Source organism: Isoptericola sp. b515, assembly GCF_030588125.1.
GTDB lineage: Bacteria > Actinomycetota > Actinomycetes > Actinomycetales > Cellulomonadaceae > Isoptericola > Isoptericola sediminis.
Genome location: NZ_JAUQYR010000001.1, coordinates 270,627 through 295,878, shown reverse-complemented (window position 1 = coordinate 295,878; position 25,252 = coordinate 270,627). Strand labels below are relative to the sequence as shown.

General features: G+C 70.8%; 19 protein-coding genes and 1 tRNA gene. 16 read left to right on the top strand and 4 right to left on the bottom strand.

Annotation, left to right across the window (positions count from 1 at the left end):
* Positions 1–2: 2 nt before the first annotated feature.
* The 4 genes from Q6350_RS01320 to Q6350_RS01305 are packed head-to-tail and all read right to left on the bottom strand — an operon-like array spanning position 3 to position 3,610.
* Complete coding sequence (locus Q6350_RS01320) at positions 3–629, bottom strand: response regulator transcription factor (protein ID WP_304602528.1); 627 nt, start codon at positions 627–629, stop codon at positions 3–5.
* Entirely contained in the window at positions 626–1,870 is a 1,245-nt protein-coding gene (locus tag Q6350_RS01315; protein ID WP_304602527.1) for a sensor histidine kinase, read from the bottom strand. Before Q6350_RS01315 ends, Q6350_RS01320 begins: the two co-directional genes overlap by 4 nt.
* A complete protein-coding gene (locus tag Q6350_RS01310) occupies positions 1,857–2,708 on the bottom strand; it encodes an ABC transporter permease (protein ID WP_304602526.1) in 852 nt (283 codons plus the stop codon). The genes Q6350_RS01315 and Q6350_RS01310 overlap by 14 nt, the downstream gene beginning before the upstream one ends.
* A complete protein-coding gene (locus Q6350_RS01305; protein ID WP_305064789.1) occupies positions 2,705–3,610 on the bottom strand; it encodes an ABC transporter ATP-binding protein in 906 nt (301 codons plus the stop codon). The genes Q6350_RS01310 and Q6350_RS01305 overlap by 4 nt, the downstream gene beginning before the upstream one ends.
* Before the next feature lie 187 nt (positions 3,611–3,797).
* On the opposite strand from Q6350_RS01305, the gene Q6350_RS01300 reads away from it, so the two are divergent.
* From Q6350_RS01300 to fusA, 16 genes are all read left to right on the top strand, one after another.
* Positions 3,798–3,873 (top strand) — tRNA-Trp (locus Q6350_RS01300).
* A gap of 141 nt (positions 3,874–4,014) precedes the next feature.
* The gene (gene secE, locus Q6350_RS01295) at positions 4,015–4,263 is read left to right on the top strand and encodes a preprotein translocase subunit SecE (RefSeq protein WP_216077399.1); all 249 of its coding nucleotides are present in this window, start codon (positions 4,015–4,017) and stop codon (positions 4,261–4,263) included.
* A 61-nt stretch (positions 4,264–4,324) separates the two neighbouring features.
* Positions 4,325–5,122 (top strand): transcription termination/antitermination protein NusG, encoded by a 798-nt coding sequence (gene nusG, locus Q6350_RS01290; RefSeq protein WP_171246425.1) that lies wholly within the window; start codon positions 4,325–4,327, stop codon positions 5,120–5,122.
* Positions 5,123–5,219: 97 nt separating this feature from the next.
* On the top strand, positions 5,220–5,651 hold the full coding sequence (gene rplK, locus Q6350_RS01285; RefSeq protein WP_304602523.1) for a 50S ribosomal protein L11: 432 nt from the start codon (positions 5,220–5,222) through the stop codon (positions 5,649–5,651).
* Positions 5,652–5,804: 153 nt separating this feature from the next.
* Complete coding sequence (gene rplA, locus Q6350_RS01280) at positions 5,805–6,512, top strand: 50S ribosomal protein L1 (protein ID WP_171246423.1); 708 nt, start codon at positions 5,805–5,807, stop codon at positions 6,510–6,512.
* A gap of 251 nt (positions 6,513–6,763) precedes the next feature.
* A complete protein-coding gene (locus tag Q6350_RS01275) occupies positions 6,764–7,372 on the top strand; it encodes an RNA polymerase sigma factor (protein WP_246246411.1) in 609 nt (202 codons plus the stop codon).
* The gene (locus tag Q6350_RS01270; RefSeq protein ID WP_171246421.1) at positions 7,363–7,860 is read left to right on the top strand and encodes a hypothetical protein; all 498 of its coding nucleotides are present in this window, start codon (positions 7,363–7,365) and stop codon (positions 7,858–7,860) included. The genes Q6350_RS01275 and Q6350_RS01270 overlap by 10 nt, the downstream gene beginning before the upstream one ends.
* 55 nt (positions 7,861–7,915) lie before the next feature.
* On the top strand, positions 7,916–9,688 hold the full coding sequence (locus Q6350_RS01265) for a S8 family serine peptidase (RefSeq protein ID WP_304602522.1): 1,773 nt from the start codon (positions 7,916–7,918) through the stop codon (positions 9,686–9,688).
* A gap of 31 nt (positions 9,689–9,719) precedes the next feature.
* A complete protein-coding gene (locus Q6350_RS01260) occupies positions 9,720–12,266 on the top strand; it encodes a CHAT domain-containing protein (protein ID WP_304602521.1) in 2,547 nt (848 codons plus the stop codon).
* Positions 12,267–12,592: 326 nt separating this feature from the next.
* On the top strand, positions 12,593–13,123 hold the full coding sequence (rplJ, locus tag Q6350_RS01255) for a 50S ribosomal protein L10 (protein ID WP_171246418.1): 531 nt from the start codon (positions 12,593–12,595) through the stop codon (positions 13,121–13,123).
* A gap of 81 nt (positions 13,124–13,204) precedes the next feature.
* Positions 13,205–13,594 carry a 50S ribosomal protein L7/L12 gene (gene rplL / locus Q6350_RS01250; RefSeq protein WP_171246417.1) on the top strand — a complete coding sequence of 130 codons (390 nt, stop codon included), beginning with the start codon at positions 13,205–13,207 and terminating at the stop codon, positions 13,592–13,594.
* A 470-nt stretch (positions 13,595–14,064) separates the two neighbouring features.
* Positions 14,065–17,577, top strand: a complete 3,513-nt coding sequence (gene rpoB, locus Q6350_RS01245) for a DNA-directed RNA polymerase subunit beta (protein WP_304602520.1) — start codon at positions 14,065–14,067, stop codon at positions 17,575–17,577.
* Between the two features lie 57 nt (positions 17,578–17,634).
* Positions 17,635–21,516 carry a DNA-directed RNA polymerase subunit beta' gene (locus tag Q6350_RS01240; RefSeq protein ID WP_171246415.1) on the top strand — a complete coding sequence of 1,294 codons (3,882 nt, stop codon included), beginning with the start codon at positions 17,635–17,637 and terminating at the stop codon, positions 21,514–21,516.
* A gap of 596 nt (positions 21,517–22,112) precedes the next feature.
* On the top strand, positions 22,113–22,487 hold the full coding sequence (rpsL, locus tag Q6350_RS01235; protein WP_106267324.1) for a 30S ribosomal protein S12: 375 nt from the start codon (positions 22,113–22,115) through the stop codon (positions 22,485–22,487).
* Positions 22,487–22,957 carry a 30S ribosomal protein S7 gene (gene rpsG / locus Q6350_RS01230; protein WP_171246414.1) on the top strand — a complete coding sequence of 157 codons (471 nt, stop codon included), beginning with the start codon at positions 22,487–22,489 and terminating at the stop codon, positions 22,955–22,957. The genes rpsL and rpsG overlap by 1 nt, the downstream gene beginning before the upstream one ends.
* 116 nt (positions 22,958–23,073) lie before the next feature.
* Positions 23,074–25,179: an elongation factor G gene (gene fusA / locus Q6350_RS01225; protein ID WP_171246413.1), complete on the top strand. Its 2,106-nt coding sequence runs from the start codon at positions 23,074–23,076 to the stop codon at positions 25,177–25,179.
* The last annotated feature ends 73 nt before the right edge of the window (positions 25,180–25,252 follow it).

Sequence of the window (25,252 nt, the reverse complement as noted above, 5' to 3'; positions counted from 1 at the left end):
CCTCAGCCGAGCCAGCCGCGCTGCCGTGCCACGGTGACGGCCGCCGTGCGGTCGTCGACCCCCAGCTTGGCGAAGGCCCGCAGCAGGTGCGTCTTGACGGTCGCCTCGGCGATGAACAGCTCGCGGCCGATCGCGGCGTTCGACGCCCCGCGCTCCACGAGCCGCAGCACCTCGGCCTCGCGGGGGGTCGGCCGCTCCCCGGCGATGCGCACGGAGGACACCAGCCGGGTCGCCACCGACGGCGCCAGGACGGTCTCCCCGCGTGCGGCGGCTCGTACGCCGGCGACCAGCTCGGCGCGGGTGGCGTCCTTGAGGAGGTAGCCGGTCGCCCCGGCCTCGACGGCCCGCAGGATGTCGCCGTCGGTGTCGTAGGTGGTGAGCACCACGACCCGAGGGCGCCCGGGCCCCGGCCCCGCGATCTGCGCGGTGGCGCCGACGCCGTCGAGCACCGGCATCCTGAGGTCCATCAGGACGACGTCGGGGGACAGGTCCCGGGCGAGCGCGACGGCCCGCTCGCCGTCGGCGGCCTCTCCGACCACCTCGAGGCCCGGCACCCCGGCCAGCATGCCGAGGATCCCCGAGCGCACCACCGGGTGGTCGTCGGCGACGACCACCCGGACCCCGGTCACGCCGTACTCCCGGGGAGCCGGACCAGCACGCGCGCCCCGCCGGCGGCGCCGGTCCCGAGCTCGAGGCTCCCGCCCGCGGCGGCCGCACGCTCGCGCATGCCGGCCAGCCCGAACCCCTCGACGACCGGCTCCGGCAGCCCGCGGCCGTCGTCGCAGACCTCGAGCTCGACGCCGTCCGCACGGCGGGACAGCCGGAGGGTCACGGCGGTCGCCCCCGCGTGCCGACGCACGTTCGCGAGCGCCTCCTGGGCGGCCCGCAGCAGCACGACGTCCGCCGTGGGGCTCGCTCCCGCACCGCCGTCGGACCGGTCGCCGACGTCGACGCGTGCGGCCGTGCCCGTCTCCGCCACGAACCGGTCGGCCACACGTCGCAGCGCCTCGTCCAGGGAACCCTCCTGCAGCGGGGCGGGGGAGAAGGCCGCCACCAGCCCACGCGCCTCGGCGAGGTTGTCGCGCGCGGTGGTCTCCACGACGGTGAGCCGCCGGTGCGCCGCGGCCACCTCGCCCCGGTCGAGCGCGGCTGCGGCGGCCTGTGCCTGCGTCACGACGCTGATGAACCCCTGGGCGAGCGTGTCGTGGATCTCGCGGGCCACGCGTTCCCGTTCCGCGGTGACACCCGCGGCGTGATGGGTGCGCGCGAGCTCGTCCTGCGTCGCCCGCAGCGTGCGCAGGAGGCGGGCGCGCTCCTCGGAGCGCCGCATCCACGTCGCGGTCCACAGCCCCAGCGCGAGGGCGAAGCCGAGGGCGATCGCCATCTGCGGTGCCGTGGAGCGCAGGCTCCCCGCCGAGAACCCGTCCACGGAGGCGAGGGCGGCGGTCGCCGCCACCGTCAGCACCGCGGAGGCGAGGACCGCCTCGCGGCGGGTCTGGAGGAACAACCAGAGCTGGGCGAACGCCCCGAGGAGCAGGAACGTCGCCAGACCGCCCTGGGACACGGCCACCGTGGTGGCGACGATCAGCACCACGACGTAGGCGACGGACCGGCCCCGGTCGCCCGAGCGGGCGGCCGGCGCCCCGAGGGCCGCGTAGGCGACGAGAACGACCGCCATGGCGGCGTAGGCCACCCACAGCTGACGTCCCGACTGGCCGCCGAGCGGCAGCGCGACGGCGGTCAGGACGACGAGCGCGACGAAGACGGCGTCCCACCAGACCACCTGGCGTTCCCAGTCGTCGACCTCCTCCGGGGGTGCGACCCGCGCGCCCTCGAGGGACCGGCCGGACGCCGGGTCAGCCGTCGTCACGGCGTCGCCACCGGAACGTGCGCACCGCGACCGCCACCGACAGGACCAGCCATGCGCTCAGTACAGCAGCGACCGTCCCGACCTGCCAGCTTCCTCCGGTCTCCCACGCGGCTGCGGCGTCCGGTAGGAAGACCGCCCGCATGCCCTGTGCCAGCCACTTGAGGGGGAACACCGACGCGAGCGCCTGGATCCAGCCCGGCAGGGCGAAGAACGGCAGGAAGACCCCCGAGACGAGCTGCAGCACGACCGCGACCGGTATCACCACGGTGCTCGCGGACCGGCCCGACCGCGGCAGGGACGCGAAGGCGACGCCGCACGCGGCACCGGTCGCCGCCCCCAGCACGTAGACCACCGCGAACGTCGCCCAGCGCGAGACCTCGGACGGCATCGCCACGTCGTGGACGACGGCTGCCACGCCCAGCAGCAGGGTGGTCTGGAGGGTCGACGTCACCAGGGTCAGCACCACCTTGCCGCCGAGGTACGACGCCGCGGGGAGAGGGGTTCCGCGGAGCCGGCGCAACGTTCCGTCGTCACGCTCGACGGCGATCGACGTCGCCAGCGCCTGGAAGCTCGTCAGCATGATCCCGGTGGCGATCATCCCGGGCAGGAAGTACTGCGCGTAGTCGACCGCGACGCCTCTGTCGCCCTGCTCCGTCCCCTCGAACACCGTGCAGAAGACGGCGAGCATCGCCACGGGGTAGGCGAAGACGAAGACCACGGCGTCGCGCTCTCGCCAGAACTGGCGGAGCTCGACGGCGCCGCGGACCAGCGCCAGCCGTGCGGTCCCGGGCAGGGGCGGCACCGGTTGCTTGCCGACGGTCCGTCCGGTCGTGGTCATCGGACGTCCTCCGGCCCGACGAGCGCCAGGTAGACGTCCTCGAGGCCGGGACGCGTGACGCACAGGTCCGGGATCTCCCCGCCGTGACCGACGGCCGCGGCGAGCCGGGACACGAGGGCGGTCGGGGCGGGTGTCCGGCGCCCGTGCTCGACGCCATCGACCGTCCACCCCACCACGGGGGTCCTGGCGTCCTGGCCGCCCAGCGTGTCCGGAGTCCCCTCCGCGAGGACCCGCCCGCCGAGCATCACGACGACCCGGTCGGCCAGGGCGGCGGCCTCGTGCAGGTCGTGGGTGGTCAGCAGGATCGTGGTCCCGGCGGCACGCAGCCGCCTGCACAGATCCCGGAAGTCGTGTCGTGCCCGGAGGTCCCACCCCGTGGTCGGCTCGTCGAGGAACAGCAGCTCGGGCCGTCCCACGATCCCGCGGGCGACGTCGAGCCGCCGCCGTTGCCCGCCGGACAGGCGCCGCACCCTGACGTCGGCCTGCTGACGCAGGCCCACGGCGTCGATCACCCCGTCGGGGTCGACCGGGTCGGGGTAGCAGCGTGCGGTGTCCCGTACGGCCTCCGAGACCGTCACCTCGGCCCGGTCGTCCGAGTCCTGCCCGACCACGCCGAGCCGCGACCGCCATCGGCGTCCGGCCGTCGCGGGGTCCTCGCCGAGCACCCGGACCGTCCCGGAGTCGGGGGTGCGGAACCCTTCGAGGATCTCGATCGTCGTGGTCTTGCCCGAACCGTTGGGGCCGAGCAGGGCGACGAGCTCGCCCCGGTCGACGTGCAGGTCGACCCCGGCCAGGGCCTGTCGCGTGCCGTACCGTTTGCGCAGACCGGTGGCGAGGACGGCGAGGCCGGCCGAGGGCTCCGACGCCCGGCGGGCGCTGGTCGAGGATGCGGTGCTCGTCATCCGTCCAGGCTGCTGGCGGACGTCCCGACGCGGGACGACCGGTCGGCGGACCGGTGCGTCCACCGATCGGTGGACGGGCGTGGTTCGACCCAGCCTCTCGCGTCGCGTACAGTAGTCCCTCGGTGGTTGACGATCACCATGCCGGATCGCGCCCTCGCGGGTGCCGACCAGGTGTCGTCGAGCACGAAGGGTAGTGGCGCAATTGGTAGCGCAGCGGTCTCCAAAACCGCAGGTTGCAGGTTCGAGTCCTGTCTACCCTGCCAGCGTGATCCCCCGCGGGGCCGCGCAGCGGGGCCACGCGCACGCGTGACCCGGAACGCCAGGAGTCTGTGCCGTGGGTGCGTCGTCGGCAGGCGGCGTGGCTGCGGTGTGATCGCGAAACGGGGTAGGTCGAAGTGAGCGAGTTGCCGGCTGAGGCCAGCAGGACCCACGACGCCGGTTCGGGCAAGGAGCGTCGCAACGTCTTCGCCCGGATCGCTCTTTTCGTCCGCCAGGTGGTCGGTGAGCTCCGGAAGGTCGTCACCCCGACCCGTTCGGAGCTGATCAACTACACCATCGTGGTCATCGTGTTCGTCACGATCGCGATGCTGTTCGTGACCGCGCTCGACTACGTCCTCGGTCTCGGAGCCTTCTGGCTCTTCGGGGACGGCTGAGCCGGCCCCACCCGGCCCCGGACCGCACCACCCCATCCGAAGCCAGAAAGCAGGTTCGTTCGTGTCCCAGGATCCTCTGGAGCAGACGGAGAACGTCGACCCCACCCAGCCCGACGCCGACGGCGCCGAGGCTGACCTCGACGTGCCCGCGGACGCGGACACCACCGAGCCGGCCGAGGACGGCGCGACCGAGACGTCGGAGCCCGAGGAGGGCACGGACGACGCGAGCGCCGACGAGGTCGAGGACCCGGCCGAGGAGCTGCGCCGCACGCTGCGCGGGCAGCTCGGCGACTGGTACGTCATCCACTCGTACGCCGGTTACGAGAACCGTGTGAAGGTCAATCTGGAGAACCGCACCCAGAGCCTGAACATGGAGGACTACATCTTCCAGGTCGAGGTCCCCATGGAGGACGTGACCGAGATCAAGAACGGGCAGAAGAAGTCCGTCCGTCGCGTGCGGATCCCCGGGTACGTCCTGGTGCGGATGGACCTCACCGACGAGTCGTGGGGCGCCGTGCGCCACACGCCCGGCGTGACCGGCTTCGTGGGCCACACCCACCAGCCCGTCCCGCTGTCCATCGACGAGGTCTTCGGGATGCTCGCCCCCACGATGCTCGAGGAGGCGCCGGCGAAGCCCGCCGCGGCCGCCGCGAAGAGCGGTGGGGCGGCCGCCCAGCCCGCCATCGAGGTCGACTTCGAGGTCGGCGAGTCGGTCACCGTCACGGACGGCCCGTTCGACACGCTGCCCGCGACGATCTCCGAGATCAACGCCGAGGCCCAGAAGCTCAAGGTCCTCGTCTCCATCTTCGGCCGGGAGACCCCGGTCGAGCTGTCGTTCAACCAGGTCGCCAAGCTCTGACCGACGCACCGGTCCTCCGGTGCGCCGCCCGAGCGGCAACCCCTGCAACCGGGTCATCGCCCACGGCGTCGGCCCACGATCAGAAAGTAGATGCACCATGCCTCCCAAGAAGAAGGTCGCCGGCCTCATCAAGCTCCAGATCCAGGCCGGGGCCGCGAACCCGGCCCCGCCGATCGGCCCCGCGCTGGGTCAGCACGGCGTGAACATCATGGAGTTCTGCAAGGCCTACAACGCGGCGACCGAGTCGCAGCGCGGCAACGTCGTGCCGGTGGAGATCACGGTCTACGAGGACCGCTCCTTCACCTTCATCACGAAGACGCCGCCCGCCGCGGAGCTCATCAAGAAGGCCGCCGGCGTGGCCAAGGGTTCGTCGACCCCGCACAGCGCCAAGGTCGCCCAGCTCACGCAGGACCAGGTCCGCGAGATCGCCGAGACCAAGATGCCGGACATCAACGCGAACGACATCGAGGCCGCGAAGAAGATCATCGCCGGCACCGCCCGCTCCATGGGCATCACCGTCGCGGAGTGACGGAGTCGCTCGGCGGCCGCACGAGCCGCCGAGCGACGCACCGTCCGGCCCCCTGCGGGGCCGGACGGACGACGAAGACCCGACGACCGCCGTCGGGCACGTGGGAGGGTCCGCGCCGACCCGACGACCACGACTGCAGCAAGGAGAACGCAGATGGCACAGCGCAGCAAGGCGTACCGCGCCGCCGCGGCGAAGATCGACCGCGACAACCTGTACACGCCGCTCGAGGCCGTGAAGCTCGCCAAGGAGACCGCCTCGAAGAACGCGGACGCGACCGTCGAGGTCGTCCTGCGGCTGGGTGTCGACCCCCGCAAGGCGGACCAGCTGGTCCGCGGCACCGTGAACCTGCCGCACGGGACCGGTAAGACCGCCCGCGTGATCGTGTTCGCGAACGCGGCCAAGGCCGAGGAGGCCGTTGCGGCCGGCGCCGACGAGGTCGGCGGCGACGAGCTCATCGCCAAGGTCGCCGGTGGCTACACCGACTTCGACGCGGCCGTCGCGACCCCCGACCTCATGGGCAAGGTCGGTCGTCTCGGCAAGGTCCTGGGCCCGCGTGGTCTCATGCCGAACCCCAAGACCGGCACCGTGACCATGGACGTCACCAAGGCCGTGTCCGACATCAAGGGCGGCAAGATCGAGTTCCGCGTCGACAAGCACGCGAACCTGCACTTCATCATCGGCAAGGCCTCCTTCGACGACACCGCGCTCGTGGAGAACTACAGCGCCGCGCTGGACGAGATCCTGCGTCTGAAGCCGTCGGCCTCGAAGGGCCGCTACATCTCCAAGGCGACGCTGTCGACGACGTTCGGTCCGGGCATCCCGCTCGACCCGTCCAAGACGACGAAGCTCACCGAGGCCTGATCCTCGGTCACCGTCCGAAGGGCCCGGCATCCTCCTCGTGAGGGTGCCGGGCCCTTCGTCGTGCAGGGCGGACTTTTCTCCGACCGGGATGTATCACCAGGCTCGACGCCACCTCCCTGCTGATGACGAACGCCGAGCGGGGGTGAAATCGGATGGGTCACGACACCGGCGACCGCGGGCGGCAGGAGGCCGCCCTAGGCTCGTGGTGTCCGCCGGAGCCGGACAGCACCACGCCTACACCGCGAGGAGACATGACGCGTCCTGCCGAGACCTCCAGCCTGGGGGACCGCGCCGCCGAGGCGCTGGTCGAGTACCGCGAGGGCCGGTCCGACGCCCTGACCGACTTCGTCCGTGAGGCGACGCCGATCCTCTGGCGCACCGTCCGCTCGCAGGGCGTGCCCCGGGAGACCGCCGACGACGTGGTGCAGCAGACGTGGGCGGCGCTCGTGCGTCACGCGGACTCGATCAGCGAGCCGCAGGCGACGCTGAAGTGGCTCCTCGTCACCGCGCGCCGTGCCGCGTGGGAGTCGGTGCGCAAGCACCGGACCGACGACATGCGTCGCACGGGACTGCCCGACGACGACGCCGAGACCACGACGACGCTGCCGGACGCCGCGCCGGGTCCGGAGGCGGAGCTGCTGCGCAACGAGCGTGACCGGACCCTGTGGGACGCGCTGCGTGAGCTGCCGGCACGGTGCCAGGAGCTGCTGCGCCTCGTGTCGCTCGCCGACCGCCCCGACTACAAGGCCATCTCCGCCGCGATCGGGATGCCGGTCGGGAGCATCGGCGCCACCCGGGGGCGGTGCCTGGCCAAGCTGCGCACCGTCCTGACCGAACGAGGGGAGACCTCATGGACATGACCGAGTTCGACGACGTGCCGGGTGCCGACGCACCGCTGGACGCGTCCGACGCCGCCCTGCTCGCGCGTGTCGCGGAGCTGGACGACCGCCTCGACCCCGTCCCGGACGGGCTGGCCGAGCGGGCTCTCTTCGCCATGACGCTGGCCGGGCTCGAGACCGAGGTCATGGAGCTGCAGGTCGTCGAGGCCCCCGTCGGCTCGGTCCGCAGCGAGGCGCCGGTGGAGACCCGCACGATCACCTTCACGCACGAACGCCTCACGGTGATGATCGCGCTCTCCGTCGGTTCGGCTGCCGGGACCGTGCGGGTCGACGGCTGGATGGCCCCGGCCGAGGTCCTGCAGGTCGAGCTGCGCCGGCCCGACGGCACCCGCGCCACGCTGTCCGACGCGGACGGCCGGTTCGTCCTCGACGACGTCCCGCGCGGGCCTGCGAGCCTCCTCGTCCACCAGGGCGAGACGCCGGTGACGACACCGGTGATCGAGCTCTGACCTGCATCCAGCTCCCGGCGCGCACCGACGCGCGCCGCCGTCCTTGGAGGACACCGTGACGGAGACCCCTGGTCCCACCGCACCCGTCGACCCGCCGATCAGGTACCTCGACCCGAGCACCGTCCGCCGCCGACCGGGGCGTGGCGGTGTGGAGTCGACCTGGTACGTCGCCGACCGGCTGATCGTGCACGGCGAGGTCCCGCCGGAGATGTGGGCCCGGAGCCGCCGGATCCCCGATCCCGGGGCGCCCGGCATCACCCTGTACGAGGTCGAGCCGGCGGAGTCTCCCGCCACCCGTGTCGAGGCCGAGTCCCGTCGTCAGGGGTGCCGGATCCGGCTCGGCGTCCGCGAGGGCGCCGACGAGACCGTGCAGAGCCTCTACCTGCTCACCGAGAGGCCGGACGTCCAGCCGGACGCCTGGGAGCTGCGGGAGGCGGACCTCGACGACGAGTCCACGGCGTGGCGGCTCAGCCTCGACCACGTCATGACCACCCAGCCGTTCACCTCCCATCCCTTCACGTCGCACCCGTTCACGTCGCACCCGTTCACCTCCCACCCGTTCACGTCGCACCCGTTCACCTCCCATCCCTTCACGTCGCACCCGTTCACGTCGCACCCCTTCACCTCCCATCCCTTCACGTCGCACCCGTTCAGCGGCATGGCCGAGTACGCCGTGCCGGGCCGGGGCGGCCGCACGCCGGTCGCCTGGCAGGGGGGACGCCCCGCCCGGACGCCGCACGACGACGAGCGCCGGATGCCCGACGGCACCCCTCGGCCGGTGGTGGCCGTCGTCGACACCGGCCTGGGGAGCCACCCCTGGTTCGGCACCTACAGCCTCCAGCCGGGCGGGAGCACCGGGAACGGGGTCGTCCTGCGCGACGTGCTCCATCCCGACGGCCGACCGATCGGCACCTATCCGGTGCCCGGCCAGGGGCAGGACGACGCCGAGATCGGGGGCACGTCCGCGGCGCCCCTGACGGGGCCGCTCGACCCGGTCGCGGGGCACGGCACCTTCATCGCCGGGATCGTCCACCAGATCTGTCCCGACGCGCGGATCCTGCCGGTCCGGGCCGTCGGCGGGACGGGCGTGGGCATCGAGTCCGAGGTCATCGAGTCCCTGGAGCGGCTCGTGGCGTACCAGCGTGCGGCGCTCGAGGGCGACGGCGAGCCCGTCGACGTCGTCGTGATCTCCATGGGCTACTACCACGAGCGTCCCGAGGACCTCGAGATCGACCATCCGCTCCGTCGCGTCCTCGACGCCCTCGGAGAGTCGGGTGCTGCCGTCGTGGCCGCCTCGGGCAACGACGGGTCGACCCGTCCCGAGTACCCCGCGGCGTTCGCGCCTGCCGGGGACCGGCGCGCCCAGCCGCCCGTCACCGTCCCGGAGGAGCGTGAGCGGCGGAGCACCCCGTTGCCGGCGGTGCTGGCCGTCGGCGCGCTCAACCCGGACGGGACCACCGCCCTCTTCAGCAACGACGGCGAGTGGGTGACCCACATGCGACCCGGGGCGGCGGTCGTCAGCACCGTTCCGACGACCCTCGACGGACCGCTGACCCCGTCCGTCCGGCTCAAGGAGCGGCTCGGCGACGGGCACCGGGCCACCATCGACCCCGAGGGTTTCGACGGCGGGTTCGCCTCCTGGAGCGGCACCTCGTTCGCCGCGCCGGTGGTCGCGGCCGAGATCGCGCAGCATCTGCTCGACGCCCGATCGGGTGCCGGAGGTCGCCGGGGGCGTGCCGGGAGACGACTGGACGACCGGGCCCGTCGACGCGAAGATGTATGGGGGGCGATCGCGCAGGTCACGGGCGGGCCTGCCGGCGCACGTTAGGCGGTCCGCCCTCGAACCAGGGGATGTGGACGTGGACGGCGAGCTGGCATCGATCCGGAGCGAGGTCGAGGCCGCGCGCGAGCAGGCGCGCAGCCGCCGCCGCTTCGTCCGGGCGGCCCGTCAGTACCGGGCGGCGCTGCAGCGGCTCGACGGGCTCGGGGCGGCGAGGGCCGGGGCGGACGACGTCCGCGCGGTCCGGGCGCGCGCCCTGATCGGACTCGCGTCGTGCGAGACGGAGCGGGGTACCGAACCGTCCCGGACGCTGGCGCTCCTGGACGAGGCGCAGCGCTGCGCGTCGCAGGGGGGCGACACCGCGATGGTGGCGACGGTGCGCGGCAACCGGGGTCTCCTGCTCCTGCGCACGGGCGACGTCGTGGCGGCCCGCCGTGAGTTCGACGCCGCCGTCGCCGGCCTCGACGACCCGCGCGAGCTGGTGCCCGTGCTGCTCAACCGGGGCACGCTCCACCTCGAGACCGGCGCGTTGGACGAGGCGGTCGCCGACCTCGAGCGCTGCCGGGACCTCGCCACGAACGCCGCCGAGGCCGTGTTCCGTCCGATGGCCGAGCACAACCTGGGCTACGCCCGGTACCTGCGCGGTGACCTGCCCGCCGCACTGCGCTCGATGGACGACGCGGCACAGGTGGCTCCGCCCGAGCACGCGGGCGTCGGTCTCATGGACAAGGCGGTCGTGCTCTTCGAGGCGGGGCTCCTCACCGACGCGGAGGACACGCTGCGGCGCGCCGTCGACCTCCTCACCGTGGACGGTGCCTCCCGGGACCTGCTCGACGCCCTGCTCGCGCGGTCGCGCTGCCTCGTGGGCCTCGGAAGGCACGACGAGGCGCTCGAGCTGGCCCGCGATGCGCGGGGGAGAGCACGCCGGGCCGGGCACCAGGTGCTCGAGATCGTGGCCGCCGTGGCAGTGCTCGAGGCGCGGCACGGGCTGCTGCTGGAGTCAGGGGAGCACCGGGACCTCGATCGGCTGGCGGCCGACGCGGTCGAGCTCCACGACGCCGCGTGCCGGGTCCCCGGGACGGAGCGTGCGCGGGTCGACGTGGCGCTGATCGCGGCCGACGTGCTGGTCCGTACCGGGCGGCCCGCCGAGGCGGACGCGTGGCTGGCACGACTGCCCCGTGCTGCGGAGCTGCCCCTCGGCACACGCGTCAGCGTCGAGGTCGTGCGGGCCCGGGAGGCGTTCGGCGCGGGCGACCGCCGCGCCGGTCTGGCCGCCGTGCGACGTGGCCAGCGGCTGCTCGCCAGCCAGCGGCTCCGGCTCGGGGCGGTGGAGGCCGTCACGGCGGCGGCCGCGCACGGTGTGCGGCTGCAGGCCGTGGACGTCGAGGCGGCCCTGCGCACCGGGCGTGCGGACGCCGTCTTCGACGCGGTGGAACGGGGCCGGGCGACCTTCGCGGGTGCCGGCCGGGTGCGCCCGTCGGCCGACGAGGAGACCGCGGCCCTCGTCGTCGAGGCACGCCGGCTCCTGGAGAGGGCCCGGGTCGTCGGTGCCGACGACACGGACGAGGAGGCCGGACTGCTGCGGGACGCCCGACGCCTGCAGGACCGTGCCCGCCACCGCGCGTGGCACGCGAGCGGCGACGCCGAGGTGCCGCTCCCGACGACGGTGCGCCGGTTGCGGGGCGCCCTGCGCGACGCCGGGTCCGAGGGGGCCGTCGTCGACCTGGCGCTGTACCGCGGCCGGGTGCTCGCGGCCCGGGTGGACGCGAGCGGGACGTCGCTCCACGACGTCGTCGACGTCGACGAGGTACGCGAGCGGTGCCGGCGGGTCCAGGCGGACCAGCGGATCCTCGCGAACCGGCTGATCCCGGAGCCCTTGCGGGAGGCGGCTCTCGGCTCGCTCGCGACGGATCTCGACTGGCTCGACCGCACGCTGCTCGGAGAGCTCGACCTGGCGGGTCGGCCGCTGTACGTGGCGGCGCGGGACCGCCTGGCCTCGCTGCCCTGGGGTGCCCTGCCGTCGCGCCGGGGGGCGGCCACGCTCGTCAACTCGTGGGTGGCGCCGGCACGGCAGGGGCGGCGGTCCGGCCCCGCGCTGGTCGTGGCCGGCCCGGACCTGGCGGACGCCGACCGGGAGGCGTGGGCGGTGGCGGACGTGTGGCACGACGCCACGGTGCTGGTGGGTGCGGAGGCGACGTGCGACGCCGTCCGCGCGGGGATGGCGGACGCCTCGATCGTGCACCTCGCCACCCACGGTACGCACGAGCAGGACAACCCGGTCTTCTCGAGCGTCCGGCTCGCCGACGGCCCGCTGTTCGCCCACGAGCTGGACGGCACCGACCTCGGCGGGATGGTCGTGGTGCTCTCGTCCTGCGACGTCGGCGTCGGCAGCACCCACGTCGGGGGAGAGCCGCTCGGCCTGACGAGCGTCCTGCTGCGGCTCGGGGCGCGGGCCGTCATCGCCTCGGTCGCCCCGTTGCGGGACGACGTGGCTCGTCGGGTCATGCCGGTGCTGCACCGCGAGCTGTGCGGCGGTGCGTCACCCGCGACGGCTCTCGCCACGGCGGTGGCCGGCGAGGAGGAGCCGATCCCCCTCGTCTGCTTCGGCCCGCTCGACGTGGGCTGACCCCCCGCCCGGCCCGCGGGGGGGCGTCCCGACCGGGTCCGGCCGGTGCGGCGGGGTGTGACCAGCGCCTCGTCGGGGACGGACGACGCCTCGTGGCGCGTCGTGTAGAGTGCTCGGGTAACCCAAGACCGCCGGTCGTCCCAGGCTGCCCGGAGCTCGCTCCGAGACGCCGAAGACCGAAGTCCCGCCAACGTGCGGAGGCCTGCGCAGGTGACACGACGACGATCTCCCGGTTCCGGCCGTGAGCATCCGAGCCCCGTGCGCCTGCGCCGGGGCTCTTTCTCGTTTCCGGGGTGACCGGTGGCTCCACCACCGGAAGGATTGCCATGGCGAGGCCGGACAAGGCAGCCGCTGTCGCAGCGATCGCGAACAGGCTTCGCGACTCCAACGCGGCCGTGCTGACCGAGTACCGCGGGCTCTCCGTCGCCCAGCTCCAGGAGCTGCGTCGGTCGCTCAGCGGCAACGCAACCTACGCCGTGGTGAAGAACACGCTGACCAGCATCGCGGCCAAGGAAGCCGGTGTCGAGGGTCTCGACGCCGACCTCCAGGGTCCCTCCGCGATCGCGTTCGTGACCGGTGACCCGGTCGAGGCCGCGAAGGGTCTGCGTGACTTCGCCAAGGCGAACCCCGCACTGGTCATCAAGGGCGGTGTCCTCGAGGGGAACGCCCTGACCGCTGCGGAGATCACGAAGCTCGCGGACCTCGAGTCCCGCGAGGTTCTGCTGGCCAAGGCGGCCGGCGCGATGAAGGCGAAGATCAGCCAGGCTGCCTACGCCTTCAACGCCAAGCCGACCCAGGTCGCCCGAGTCATCGATGCCCTGCGTCAGAAGCAGGAATCGGCGGGCGCTGCCGCCTGATCAGGCGGACGCGCTGGAACACAACCCCTGCTTCTGGTGGGCCGACCGGCCCGCGAAGCGCTGAATGAAAGGAACGCCATCATGGCGAAGCTCAGCACCGAAGAGCTCCTGTCCGTCTTCGAGGAGCTGACCCTCATCGAGCTCTCCGAGTTCGTGAAGGCCTTCGAGGAGAAGTTCGACGTCACCGCTGCCGCTCCGGCCGCCGCGGTCGTGGCCGGCGCCCCCGCCGGTGGCGACGAGGGCCCCGCCGAGGAGGAGCAGTCCGAGTTCGACGTCATCCTCGAGGGTGCCGGCGACAAGAAGATCCAGGTCATCAAGGAGGTGCGCGCGCTCACGTCCCTCGGCCTGAAGGAGGCCAAGGACCTGGTCGACGGCGTGCCGAAGCCGGTTCTGGAGGGTGTCGACAAGGACGCCGCCGAGAAGGCCAAGGAGCAGCTCGAGGGCGCCGGCGCCACCGTCTCCCTCAAGTGAGGCTCGCGGCATGAGCCGCACCCACCGATGATCCGGTCCGCCGGACGTCGCACGAAGGCCCGTACCCCCCGGGGGTGCGGGCCTTCGTCGTGCACGGGGTGGGCCGGCGGTGCCACCCCGGTGTGACGCACGGCTCGTCCGAGGGGTCTGGCGACTTCGTGCCCGGCGGAGTAACGTGATGAGGCACCGTTTCTTGGGCGGCATATGGCGGCCACCGAGACAACGTCCTCAGAACCGACGGAACCCGAGGACGTCCTGCTCGCGTGCCGGCGCGGGGTGGACAAGTCCGAAGGTTTCGGCTACGCTAGCGCTTTGCGCTCGCCTGTGCCCAGACGTTCCCCCCGCCGATGACACCCCGCCTCCCGAGTCACCTGTCGTGACCCCTGGGACGGTCTCCTCGCCCGCGGTTCGGACGTCCGCGGCACGACTGAGCGTACAGCGTGCCATCGAACTGCAGGGAAGGACCCCTCTTGGCTGCCTCGCGCACCCCTTCTGCTCCGTCCGCCGACGCTATCGCGAACCGTACCGCCTCCCGCCGACTTTCGTTCGGCCGGATCCACGAGCCCCTTCAGGCGCCGGACCTGCTCGGCCTCCAGCTCGACAGCTTCGACTGGCTGCTGGGCAACGAGTCCTGGCGAGCTCGGGTCGAGGCCGCGATCGAGGCCGGACGCCACGACGTCCCTGGTACCTCCGGTCTGGAGGAGATCTTCGAGGAGATCTCCCCGATCGAGGACTTCGGTCAGTCGATGTCCCTGTCCTTCGCCAACCACCGCTTCGAGCCGCCGAAGTACACGGTGGAGGAGTGCAAGGAGAAGGACTTCACCTACTCGGCGCCGCTGTTCGTGACGGCCGAGTTCGTCAACTACACGACGGGTGAGATCAAGAGCCAGACGGTGTTCATGGGTGACTTCCCGCTCATGACCGACCGCGGCACCTTCGTCATCAACGGCACCGAGCGTGTCGTGGTGTCGCAGCTCGTCCGCTCGCCGGGCGTCTACTTCGAGCGCACGCCGGACAAGACCAGCGACAAGGACGTCTTCTCCGCGAAGATCATCCCGTCGCGCGGTGCCTGGCTCGAGTTCGAGATCGACAAGCGCGACGCCGTCGGCGTGCGCGTCGACCGCAAGCGCAAGCAGCCCGTGACCGTGCTGCTCAAGGCGCTCGGGATGACCGAGTCCGAGATCCGCGAGGAGTTCGGCGACTTCCCGACGATCCTCGACACCCTGGAGAAGGACCACGTCCACACCCAGGACGAGGCCCTGGTGGACCTGTACCGCAAGATCCGTCCGGGTGAGCCGCCGACGGTCGAGGCCGGTCGTGCGCTGGTCGAGAACTTCTACTTCAACCCGAAGCGCTACGACCTCGCGAAGGTCGGCCGGTACAAGCTGAACAAGAAGGTCGGCGTCACGGCCGAGCTGGACGAGAGCACGCTGTCCCTGGCCGACGTCGTCGCGACCATCAAGTACCTCGCCGCGCTGCACGCCGACAAGACCTCGATCCCGGGCACGCGGGACGGGCAGCCGCACGACGTGCGCGTCGAGACCGACGACATCGACCACTTCGGCAACCGCCGCATCCGCGCGGTCGGCGAGCTCATCCAGAACCAGGTCCGCACGGGCCTGTCCCGCATGGAGCGCGTGGTCCGCGAGCGGATGACGACCCAGGACGTCGAGGCGATCACGCCGCAGACCCTGATCAACATCCGTCCCGTCGTGGCCTCGATCCGCGAGTTCTTCGGCACCTCTCAGCTGTCGCAGTTCATGGACCAGAACAACCCGCTCGCCGGTCTGACGCACAAGCGGCGTCTGTCGGCGCTGGGTCCGGGCGGTCTGTCCCGTGACCGCGCCGGCATGGAGGTCCGCGACGTCCACCCGTCGCACTACGGCCGCATGTGCCCGATCGAGACGCCGGAAGGCCCGAACATCGGTCTGATCGGCTCGCTGGCCTCGTTCGGCCGGATCAACGCCTTCGGCTTCATCGAGACGCCGTACCGCAAGGTCCTGGCCGGCAAGGTCACCGACGAGGTCGTCTACCTCACCGCGGACGACGAGGACAGCTACGTCATCGCCCAGGCGAACACCACGCTGAACGAGGACGGCTCCTTCGCGTTCGACCGCGTCCTGGTCCGCACCAAGGGCGGCGAGACCGACGACGTCCCGGCGTCCGAGGTCGACTACATGGACGTCTCGCCGCGGCAGATGGTCTCGGTCGCCACCGCGCTCATCCCGTTCCTCGAGCACGACGACGCCAACCGTGCGCTCATGGGCGCCAACATGCAGCGTCAGGCCGTGCCGCTCGTGCGCTCCGAGGCGCCGCTGGTCGGCACCGGCATGGAGCGTCGCGCCGCGATCGACGCCGGCGACGTCATCGTCGCGACCAAGCCCGGTGTCGTCACCCAGGTGTCGGCGGACCTCATCACGGTCGAGAACGACGACGCGACGACGACCACCTACCGGGTGGCCAAGTTCCGCCGCTCGAACCAGGGCACGAACTACAACCAGCGCGTGCTGGTCGACGCCGGCCAGCGGGTCGAGGTCGGCTCCGTGCTGGCCGACGGCCCGGCCACCGACGAGGGCGACCTCGCGCTCGGCCGCAACCTGCTCGTGGCGTTCATGTCGTGGGAGGGCCACAACTACGAGGACGCGATCATCCTGTCGCAGCGCCTCGTGGAGGACGACGTGCTGTCCTCGATCCACATCGAGGAGCACGAGGTCGACGCCCGCGACACCAAGCTCGGGCCCGAGGAGATCACCCGGGACATCCCGAACGTCTCCGAGGACGTCCTGGCCGACCTCGACGAGCGCGGCATCATCCGCATCGGTGCCGAGGTCGGCGCCGGCGACGTGCTGGTCGGCAAGGTCACCCCCAAGGGCGAGACCGAGCTGACCCCCGAGGAGCGCCTGCTGCGCGCGATCTTCGGCGAGAAGGCGCGCGAGGTGCGCGACACCTCCCTGAAGGTGCCGCACGGCGAGTCCGGCACCGTCATCGGCGTGCGCGAGTTCAACCGGGAGGACGGCGACGAGCTGCCCGCCGGCGTGAACCAGCTCGTGCGGGTCTACATCGCCCAGCGCCGCAAGATCACCGTCGGTGACAAGCTCGCCGGCCGTCACGGCAACAAGGGCGTCATCGCGAAGATCCTGCCGCAGGAGGACATGCCGTTCCTGCCGGACGGCACCCCGGTGGACATCGTGCTGAACCCGCTCGGTGTGCCCGGCCGCATGAACGTCGGCCAGGTCCTCGAGACGCACCTCGGCTGGGTCGCCAGCCGTGGCTGGGACGTCGAGCTGGCCGAGGGCGACGACCTCGAGTGGCGCGACGAGCTGCCCGAGCACGCGCGCACCTCCGAGCCCGGCCGCCCGGTGGCGACGCCGGTGTTCGACGGTCTCGAGGAGCACGAGCTCCGCGGTCTGATCTCGACCACGCTGCCGAACCGCGACGGCGACCGCATGGTCGGCCTGGACGGCAAGGCGCCGCTGTTCGACGGTCGTTCCGGCGAGCCGTTCCCGGACCCGGTCGCGGTGGGCTACATGTACATCCTGAAGCTCCACCACCTGGTCGACGACAAGATCCACGCGCGCTCGACCGGCCCGTACTCGATGATCACCCAGCAGCCGCTCGGTGGTAAGGCGCAGTTCGGCGGTCAGCGCTTCGGCGAGATGGAGGTGTGGGCGCTCGAGGCGTACGGCGCCGCGTACACCCTCCAGGAGCTGCTCACGATCAAGTCCGACGACATCCCGGGCCGCGTCAAGGTCTACGAGGCGATCGTCAAGGGCGAGAACATCCCCGACTCGGGCATCCCGGAGTCCTTCAAGGTCCTCCTCAAGGAGATGCAGTCGCTCTGCCTGAACGTCGAGGTGCTGTCCAGCGACGGCTCCTCGATCGAGATGAAGGAGTCCGACGACGAGGTGTACCGCGCCGCGGAGGAGCTCGGCATCGACCTCTCCCGCCGCCCGAACTCGGCGACCACCGTCGACGAGATCTGATCCAGCGACCAGCTGATCCACGGAATCATCCGAAAAGCTTTGAGGAAGTAGGACATCTTGCTCGACGTCAACGTCTTCGACGAGCTGCGTATCGGCCTGGCCACGGTCGACGACATCCGTTCCTGGTCGCACGGTGAGGTGAAGAAGCCCGAGACCATCAACTACCGCACCCTGAAGCCGGAGAAGGACGGGCTCTTCTGCGAGAAGATCTTCGGCCCCACCCGGGACTGGGAGTGCTACTGCGGCAAGTACAAGCGCGTGCGCTTCAAGGGGATCATCTGCGAGCGCTGCGGCGTGGAGGTCACCCGCTCCAAGGTGCGCCGTGAGCGCATGGGGCACATCGAGCTGGCCGCCCCGGTCACGCACATCTGGTTCTTCAAGGGTGTGCCGTCCCGCCTGGGCTACCTGCTCGACCTCGCCCCGAAGGACCTGGAGAAGGTCATCTACTTCGCGGCCTACATGATCACGTGGGTCGACGACGAGGCCCGCCAGGAAGACCTCCCGAACCTCCAGAACGAGATCGACCTGGAGAAGAAGGAGATCACCGACCGCCGCGACAACGACATCAACATCCGTGCCACCAAGCTCGAGAGCGAGCTCGCCGAGCTCGAGGCCGAGGGGGCCAAGGCGGACGCGCGCCGCAAGGTCCGCGACGCCGCCGAGCGCGAGATGGCGCAGCTGCGCAAGCGTGCCGACCAGGAGCTGGACCGCCTCGAGCAGGTCTGGGACCGGTTCAAGAACCTCAAGGTCGCCGACCTCGAGGGCGACGAGATGCTGTACCGGCAGCTCGTGGACCGCTACGGCACGTACTTCGAGGGCGCCATGGGTGCCCAGGCGATCCAGAAGCGTCTGGAGAGCTTCGACCTGGACGCCGAGGCCGAGTCGCTGCGCGAGACCATCCGCAGCGGCAAGGGCCAGCGCAAGACGCGTGCCCTGAAGCGGCTCAAGGTCGTCAACGCGTTCCTGACGACGACGAACTCGCCGACGGCCATGGTGCTCGACGCGGTGCCGGTCATCCCGCCGGACCTGCGCCCGATGGTGCAGCTCGACGGTGGCCGCTTCGCGACGTCGGACCTGAACGACCTGTACCGCCGCGTCATCAACCGGAACAACCGCCTCAAGCGGCTCCTGGACCTGGGCGCGCCGGAGATCATCGTCAACAACGAGAAGCGGATGCTGCAGGAGGCCGTCGACTCGCTGTTCGACAACGGCCGCCGTGGCCGTCCGGTCACCGGGCCGGGCAACCGACCGCTGAAGTCGATCTCCGACATGCTCAAGGGCAAGCAGGGCCGGTTCCGTCAGAACCTGCTCGGCAAGCGCGTCGACTACTCGGGCCGTTCGGTCATCGTGGTCGGCCCGCAGCTCAAGCTGCACCAGTGCGGTCTGCCGAAGCAGATGGCGCTCGAGCTGTTCAAGCCGTTCGTCATGAAGCGTCTGGTCGAGCTCAACCACGCCCAGAACATCAAGTCGGCCAAGCGCATGGTCGAGCGCACCCGCCCCGTGGTGTGGGACGTCCTCGAAGAGGTCATCACCGAGCACCCGGTGCTGCTCAACCGTGCGCCCACGCTGCACCGTCTGGGCATCCAGGCGTTCGAGCCGCAGCTCGTCGAGGGCAAGGCCATCCACCTGCACCCGCTCGTGTGCGGCGCGTTCAACGCCGACTTCGACGGTGACCAGATGGCGGTCCACCTGCCGCTGAGCGCGGAGGCGCAGGCCGAGGCCCGCATCCTCATGCTCTCGAGCAACAACATCCTCAAGCCGTCGGACGGCCGTCCGGTGACCATGCCGTCGCAGGACATGATCATCGGTCTGCACCACCTGACGGCCGAGCGGCCCGGTGCCGTCGGTGAGGGTCGCGTCTTCGGCACCCAGGCGGAGGCCATCATGGCCTTCGACCGCGGCGAGCTGGACATCAACGCGTCGATCAAGATGCGCATGTCCGACCTGGTGCCGCCGCGCCACGGCTTCGAGGCCCCCGAGGGCTGGGAGCCCGGCCAGCAGCTGCTGTTCGAGACCACCCTCGGCCGGACGCTGTTCAACGAGGCGCTGCCGACCGACTACCCGTTCCAGAACGAGGTCGTCGGCAAGAAGGAGCTCTCGGCGATCGTCAACGACCTCGCCGAGCGCTACCCGAAGGTCGACGTCGCGACGTCGCTGGACGCGCTCAAGGACGCCGGCTACAAGTGGGCCACGCGTTCGGGCGTGACGATCTCGATCTCCGACGTGGCGATGCCCGTGGAGAAGAACGAGATCCTCGACGAGCACGAGGCGCGTGCGCTGAAGGTGCAGGGCCAGTACGAGAAGGGCCTCATCACCGACGACGAGCGTCGCCAGGAGCTCATCGAGATCTGGACGCAGGCGACCGACAAGATCGCCGCCGTCATGCGGGACAACCTCGAGAACGACACCCGCAACACGCTCTACCGGATGGTCTCCTCCGGGGCGCGCGGTAACTGGATGCAGGTGCGTCAGATCGCCGGTATGCGCGGTCTGGTGGCCAACCCGAAGGGCGAGATCATCCCGCGCCCGATCAAGTCCAACTACCGCGAGGGTCTGTCCGTCCTCGAGTACTTCATCGCCTCGCACGGTGCCCGCAAGGGTCTGGCCGACACGGCGCTGCGTACCGCGGACTCCGGCTACCTCACCCGTCGTCTCGTGGACGTCTCCCAGGACGTCATCATCCGCGAGGAGGACTGCGGGACCGAGCGTGGTCTGATGCTGCCGGTCGCCGAGCGCATCGGCGACCAGCTCGTGCCGGACGGTCGCGTGGAGACCTCGATCTACTCGCGCACCTTCGCCACGCAGGTCGTCGCCCCCGACGGCACGGTCCTCGCGGAGCCGGGCAGCGACGCGGGCGACGTGATCATCGACCAGGTGATCGCGGCCGGCATCGAGGAGGTCAAGGTCCGGTCGGTCCTGACCTGCGAGTCGCGCGTCGGCACCTGCGCCAAGTGCTACGGCCGCTCCCTGGCCACGGGCAAGCTCGTGGACATCGGCGAGGCCGTCGGCATCATCGCGGCGCAGTCGATCGGTGAGCCGGGCACGCAGCTGACGATGCGTACCTTCCACACCGGTGGTGTCGCCTCCGCGGACGACATCACGCAGGGTCTGCCCCGTGTGACCGAGCTGTTCGAGGCCCGTACCCCGAAGGGTGAGGCGCCGATCGCCGAGTACACCGGTCGGGTGGCCATCGAGGACACCGAGCGGACGCGGCACCTGGTCCTCACCCCGGACGACGGCGGCGAGGAGATCCGGTACCCGGTCACCAAGCGTGCGCGCCTGCTGATCGCCGACGGCGACCACGTCGCGGTCGGTACCCAGCTGGTGCAGGGCGCCGTGGACCCGAAGAAGGTGCTGCGCATCCTCGGCCCGCGCGCCGCGCAGAAGCAGCTCGTGGACGCGGTCCAGGAGACCTACCGGTCGCAGGGCGTGGACATCCACGACAAGCACATCGAGGTCATCGTGCGCCAGATGCTGCGTCGCGTGACCGTGCTGGACGCCGGTGACTCCGACCTGCTGCCCGGTGAGCTCGCGGAGCGGGTCCGCTTCGAGGACGCCAACCGTGCGGCCGTGGCGGAGGGTGGCCAGCCGGCCGCCGGCCGTCCGGAGCTGATGGGTATCACGAAGGCTTCGCTCGCCACCGACTCGTGGCTCTCGGCGGCCTCCTTCCAGGAGACCACCCGGGTGCTCACCGAGGCGGCGATGAGCGGGCGTCGTGACCCGCTGCTGGGCCTCAAGGAGAACGTCATCATCGGTAAGCTCATCCCGGCCGGTACGGGGCTGTCCCGCTACCGGAACATCGAGGTCGAGCCGACCGAGCAGGCCAAGGCGGAGCTCTACCCGAGCTTCGGCTACGACGAGATCGACTTCCCGACGCTCGGCATGGGCTCGGGCGAGGCGATCCCGCTGGAGGACCTGGACTTCGGCGACTTCCGCTGATCCTGTTCGACGGAGAGGCCCCGTCGTCGTGCCGCGAGGCGCGACGGCGGGGCCTTCCCGCGTCCTGGGCCGGCCCCGTCCCGATCGACCACCCGACCCGACCGGCCACCTCGGCCCGCGCGGTCCTACCGGCCGTCGCCCCGTCGTACCCGCCGGGTACGACGGGGCGACGCGGGGTACGACCCGGCGGCCGTGGGCCGGCGTCCCGCGGGTGCCGGGCCGGCGGCGCGGCGTGCGGGTGGGCGACGGAGGTCACAGTGCCGCCCTCGTCTCATCCTTTGACCCCGCTTGCTTCCGCGGGTAATCTTGGAAGCCGTGCCCGTGCCGTCGCGCCGTGCATCCCGACGGTCATCCGAGCTTCTGTCCGGACGACCCGACGAACACGCCGCCGACGATCGCACGAGCATCCCGGGAAGAACGCCCGCTCCTCCGTGAGGATCGTGGGCGCACCCCGGGCCATCGAGCCGGTGGTACGTGGCGTGGCGGTCCGTGAGGGCCGCGGGTGCCGCATGCGATCGGCGCGCACAAGCCAGTACAGACCACCAGTCGAGGGCCGGACGACGGTCCTCGAGAGCTCGAGAGACGACGGAGACGTAGTGCCTACGATCCAGCAGCTCGTCCGCAAGGGCCGGACCTCGAAGGCCGGGAAGTCGAAGACTCCGGCGCTCAAGGGTTCCCCGCAGCGGCGCGGCGTGTGCACCCGTGTGTACACCACCACCCCCAAGAAGCCGAACTCGGCGCTCCGCAAGGTTGCGCGTGTGAAGCTCTCCTCCGGCATCGAGGTCACCGCCTACATCCCCGGTGTCGGCCACAACCTCCAGGAGCACTCCATCGTGCTCGTCCGCGGTGGTCGTGTGAAGGACCTCCCCGGTGTCCGCTACAAGATCGTGCGTGGCGCGCTCGACACCCAGGGTGTCAAGGGCCGCCAGCAGGCACGTTCCCGGTACGGCGCGAAGAAGGAGAAGGCCTGATGCCCCGCAAGGGTCCGGCCCCCAAGCGGCCGCTCATCGTCGACCCCGTCTACGGGTCGCCCATCGTCACGCAGCTGATCAACAAGGTCCTGCTCGACGGCAAGAAGTCCACCGCCGAGGCGATCGTGTACGGCGCCCTCGAGGGTGTGCGTACCAAGACCGACCAGGACCCGGTCGTCGTTCTCAAGCGCGCGCTGGAGAACGTCCGCCCGGCTCTCGAGGTCCGCTCCCGCCGTGTCGGCGGTGCGACCTACCAGGTGCCGGTCGAGGTGCGCCCCTCGCGCTCCACGACGCTCGCCCTGCGGTGGCTCACCGACTTCTCGCGGGCCCGCCGCGAGAAGACGATGACCGAGCGACTCATGAACGAGATCCTCGACGCGTCGAACGGCCTGGGTGCCGCGGTCAAGCGTCGCGAGGACATGCACAAGATGGCCGAGTCCAACAAGGCCTTCGCGCACTACCGTTGGTGATGCGTGCTGACGACCTCGGGGAGTTCCCCGGGGTCGTCAGCCGCACCCGGATCCGGCTGCCGGCCGGCCTCCGGCACCGGTTTCCGACGTCCCACTGACCCGAGGGGTAAGACACCGTGGCACTCGACGTGCTGACCGACCTGAAGAAGGTCCGCAACATCGGCATCATGGCTCACATCGATGCCGGCAAGACCACCACCACCGAGCGCATCCTGTACTACACGGGTGTGAACTACAAGATCGGTGAGACGCACGACGGTGCGTCGACGATGGACTGGATGGAGCAGGAGCAGGAGCGCGGCATCACGATCACGTCCGCCGCGACGTCGTGCTACTGGAACGACAACCAGATCAACATCATCGACACCCCGGGCCACGTCGACTTCACGGTCGAGGTGGAGCGCTCGCTGCGCGTCCTGGACGGCGCCGTTGCCGTCTTCGACGGCAAGGAGGGCGTCGAGCCCCAGTCGGAGACCGTCTGGCGCCAGGCCGACAAGTACGACGTGCCGCGCATCTGCTTCGTCAACAAGATGGACAAGCTGGGTGCCGACTTCTACTTCACGGTGAAGACGATCGTCGAGCGCCTCAAGGCCAAGCCGCTCGTGCTCCAGCTCCCGATCGGCGCCGAGAACGACTTCATCGGCGTCGTCGACCTGCTGACCATGAAGGCGCTGGTCTGGCACGGCGAGACCCAGCTGGGCGAGACCTACGAGGTCGAGGAGATCCCGGCGGACCTCCAGGCCAAGGCCGAGGAGTACCGCAACGAGCTCATCGAGTCCGTCGCGGAGTCCGACGAGGACCTCCTCGAGAAGTACCTCGGCGGCGAAGAGCTGACGGTCGACGAGATCAAGTCCGGCATCCGCAAGATGACGGTCAACTCCGAGGCCTTCCCGGTGCTGTGCGGCTCGGCGTTCAAGAACAAGGGCGTGCAGCCCATGCTCGACGCCGTGATCGACTACCTGCCCTCCCCGTTCGACGTCCCGGCCGTCCAGGGCCACGACGTCAAGGACGAGGAGAAGGTCATCGAGCGTCACGCGGACGCCACGGAGCCGTTCTCGGCCCTGGCGTTCAAGGTCGCCGTGCACCCGTTCTTCGGCAAGCTGACCTACGTCCGCGTGTACTCGGGCAAGGTGGAGCAGGGCGCCCAGGTGCTCAACACCACCAAGGGGAAGAAGGAGCGCATCGGGAAGCTCTTCCAGATGCACTCCAACAAGGAGAACCCCGTCCCCGAGGCGCAGGCCGGTCACATCTACGCCTTCATCGGGCTCAAGGACGTCACCACCGGTGACACCCTGAGCGCGCCCGAGGCGCCGGTCATCCTCGAGTCGATGACCTTCCCGGAGCCGGTCATCGACGTCGCGATCGAGCCGAAGACGAAGGCCGACCAGGAGAAGCTCTCGACGGCGATCCAGAAGCTCGCCGACGAGGACCCGACGTTCCGCGTCAAGCTGGACGAGGAGACCGGCCAGACCGTCATCGGCGGTATGGGCGAGCTCCACCTGGACATCCTCGTGGACCGCATGAAGCGCGAGTTCAAGGTCGAGGCCAACGTCGGCAAGCCGCAGGTCGCGTACCGCGAGACGATCCGTCGCAAGGCGGAGAAGATCGACTACACGCACAAGAAGCAGACCGGTGGTTCGGGTCAGTTCGCGAAGGTCATCGTGAACTTCGAGCCGCTGGAGACCACCGCCGAGGGCGAGCTGTACGAGTTCGCCAACGAGGTCACCGGTGGTCGTGTGCCGCGCGAGTACATCCCGTCGGTGGACGCCGGTATCCAGGCGGCCATGCAGCAGGGTGTCCTGGCCGGCTTCCCGGTCGTCGGCGTCAAGGCCACGCTCCTCGACGGTGCGTACCACGACGTCGACTCCTCGGAGATGGCGTTCAAGATCGCCGGCTCCATGGTGTTCAAGGAGGGCGTCAAGCGGGCCGACCCGGTCCTGCTCGAGCCCGTCATGGCCGTCGAGGTCCGTACGCCCGAGGAGTACATGGGCGACGTCATCGGCGACATCAACTCGCGGCGTGGACTGATCCAGTCCATGGAGGACGCGACCGGCGTCAAGGTCGTGCGCGCCCAGGTACCGTTGAGCGAGATGTTCGGGTACATCGGTGACCTGCGTTCCAAGACGCAGGGCCGCGCCGTGTACTCGATGCAGTTCGACAGCTACGCCGAGGTCCCCAAGGCAGTGGCTGACGAGATCATCAAGAAGACCCGGGGCGAGTGAGTCCCCACAGGTCGAACACCTGCACAACCATCAACCTGTAGGAAACCGCAACGCCCCGAGGGTTAGGCTTGAT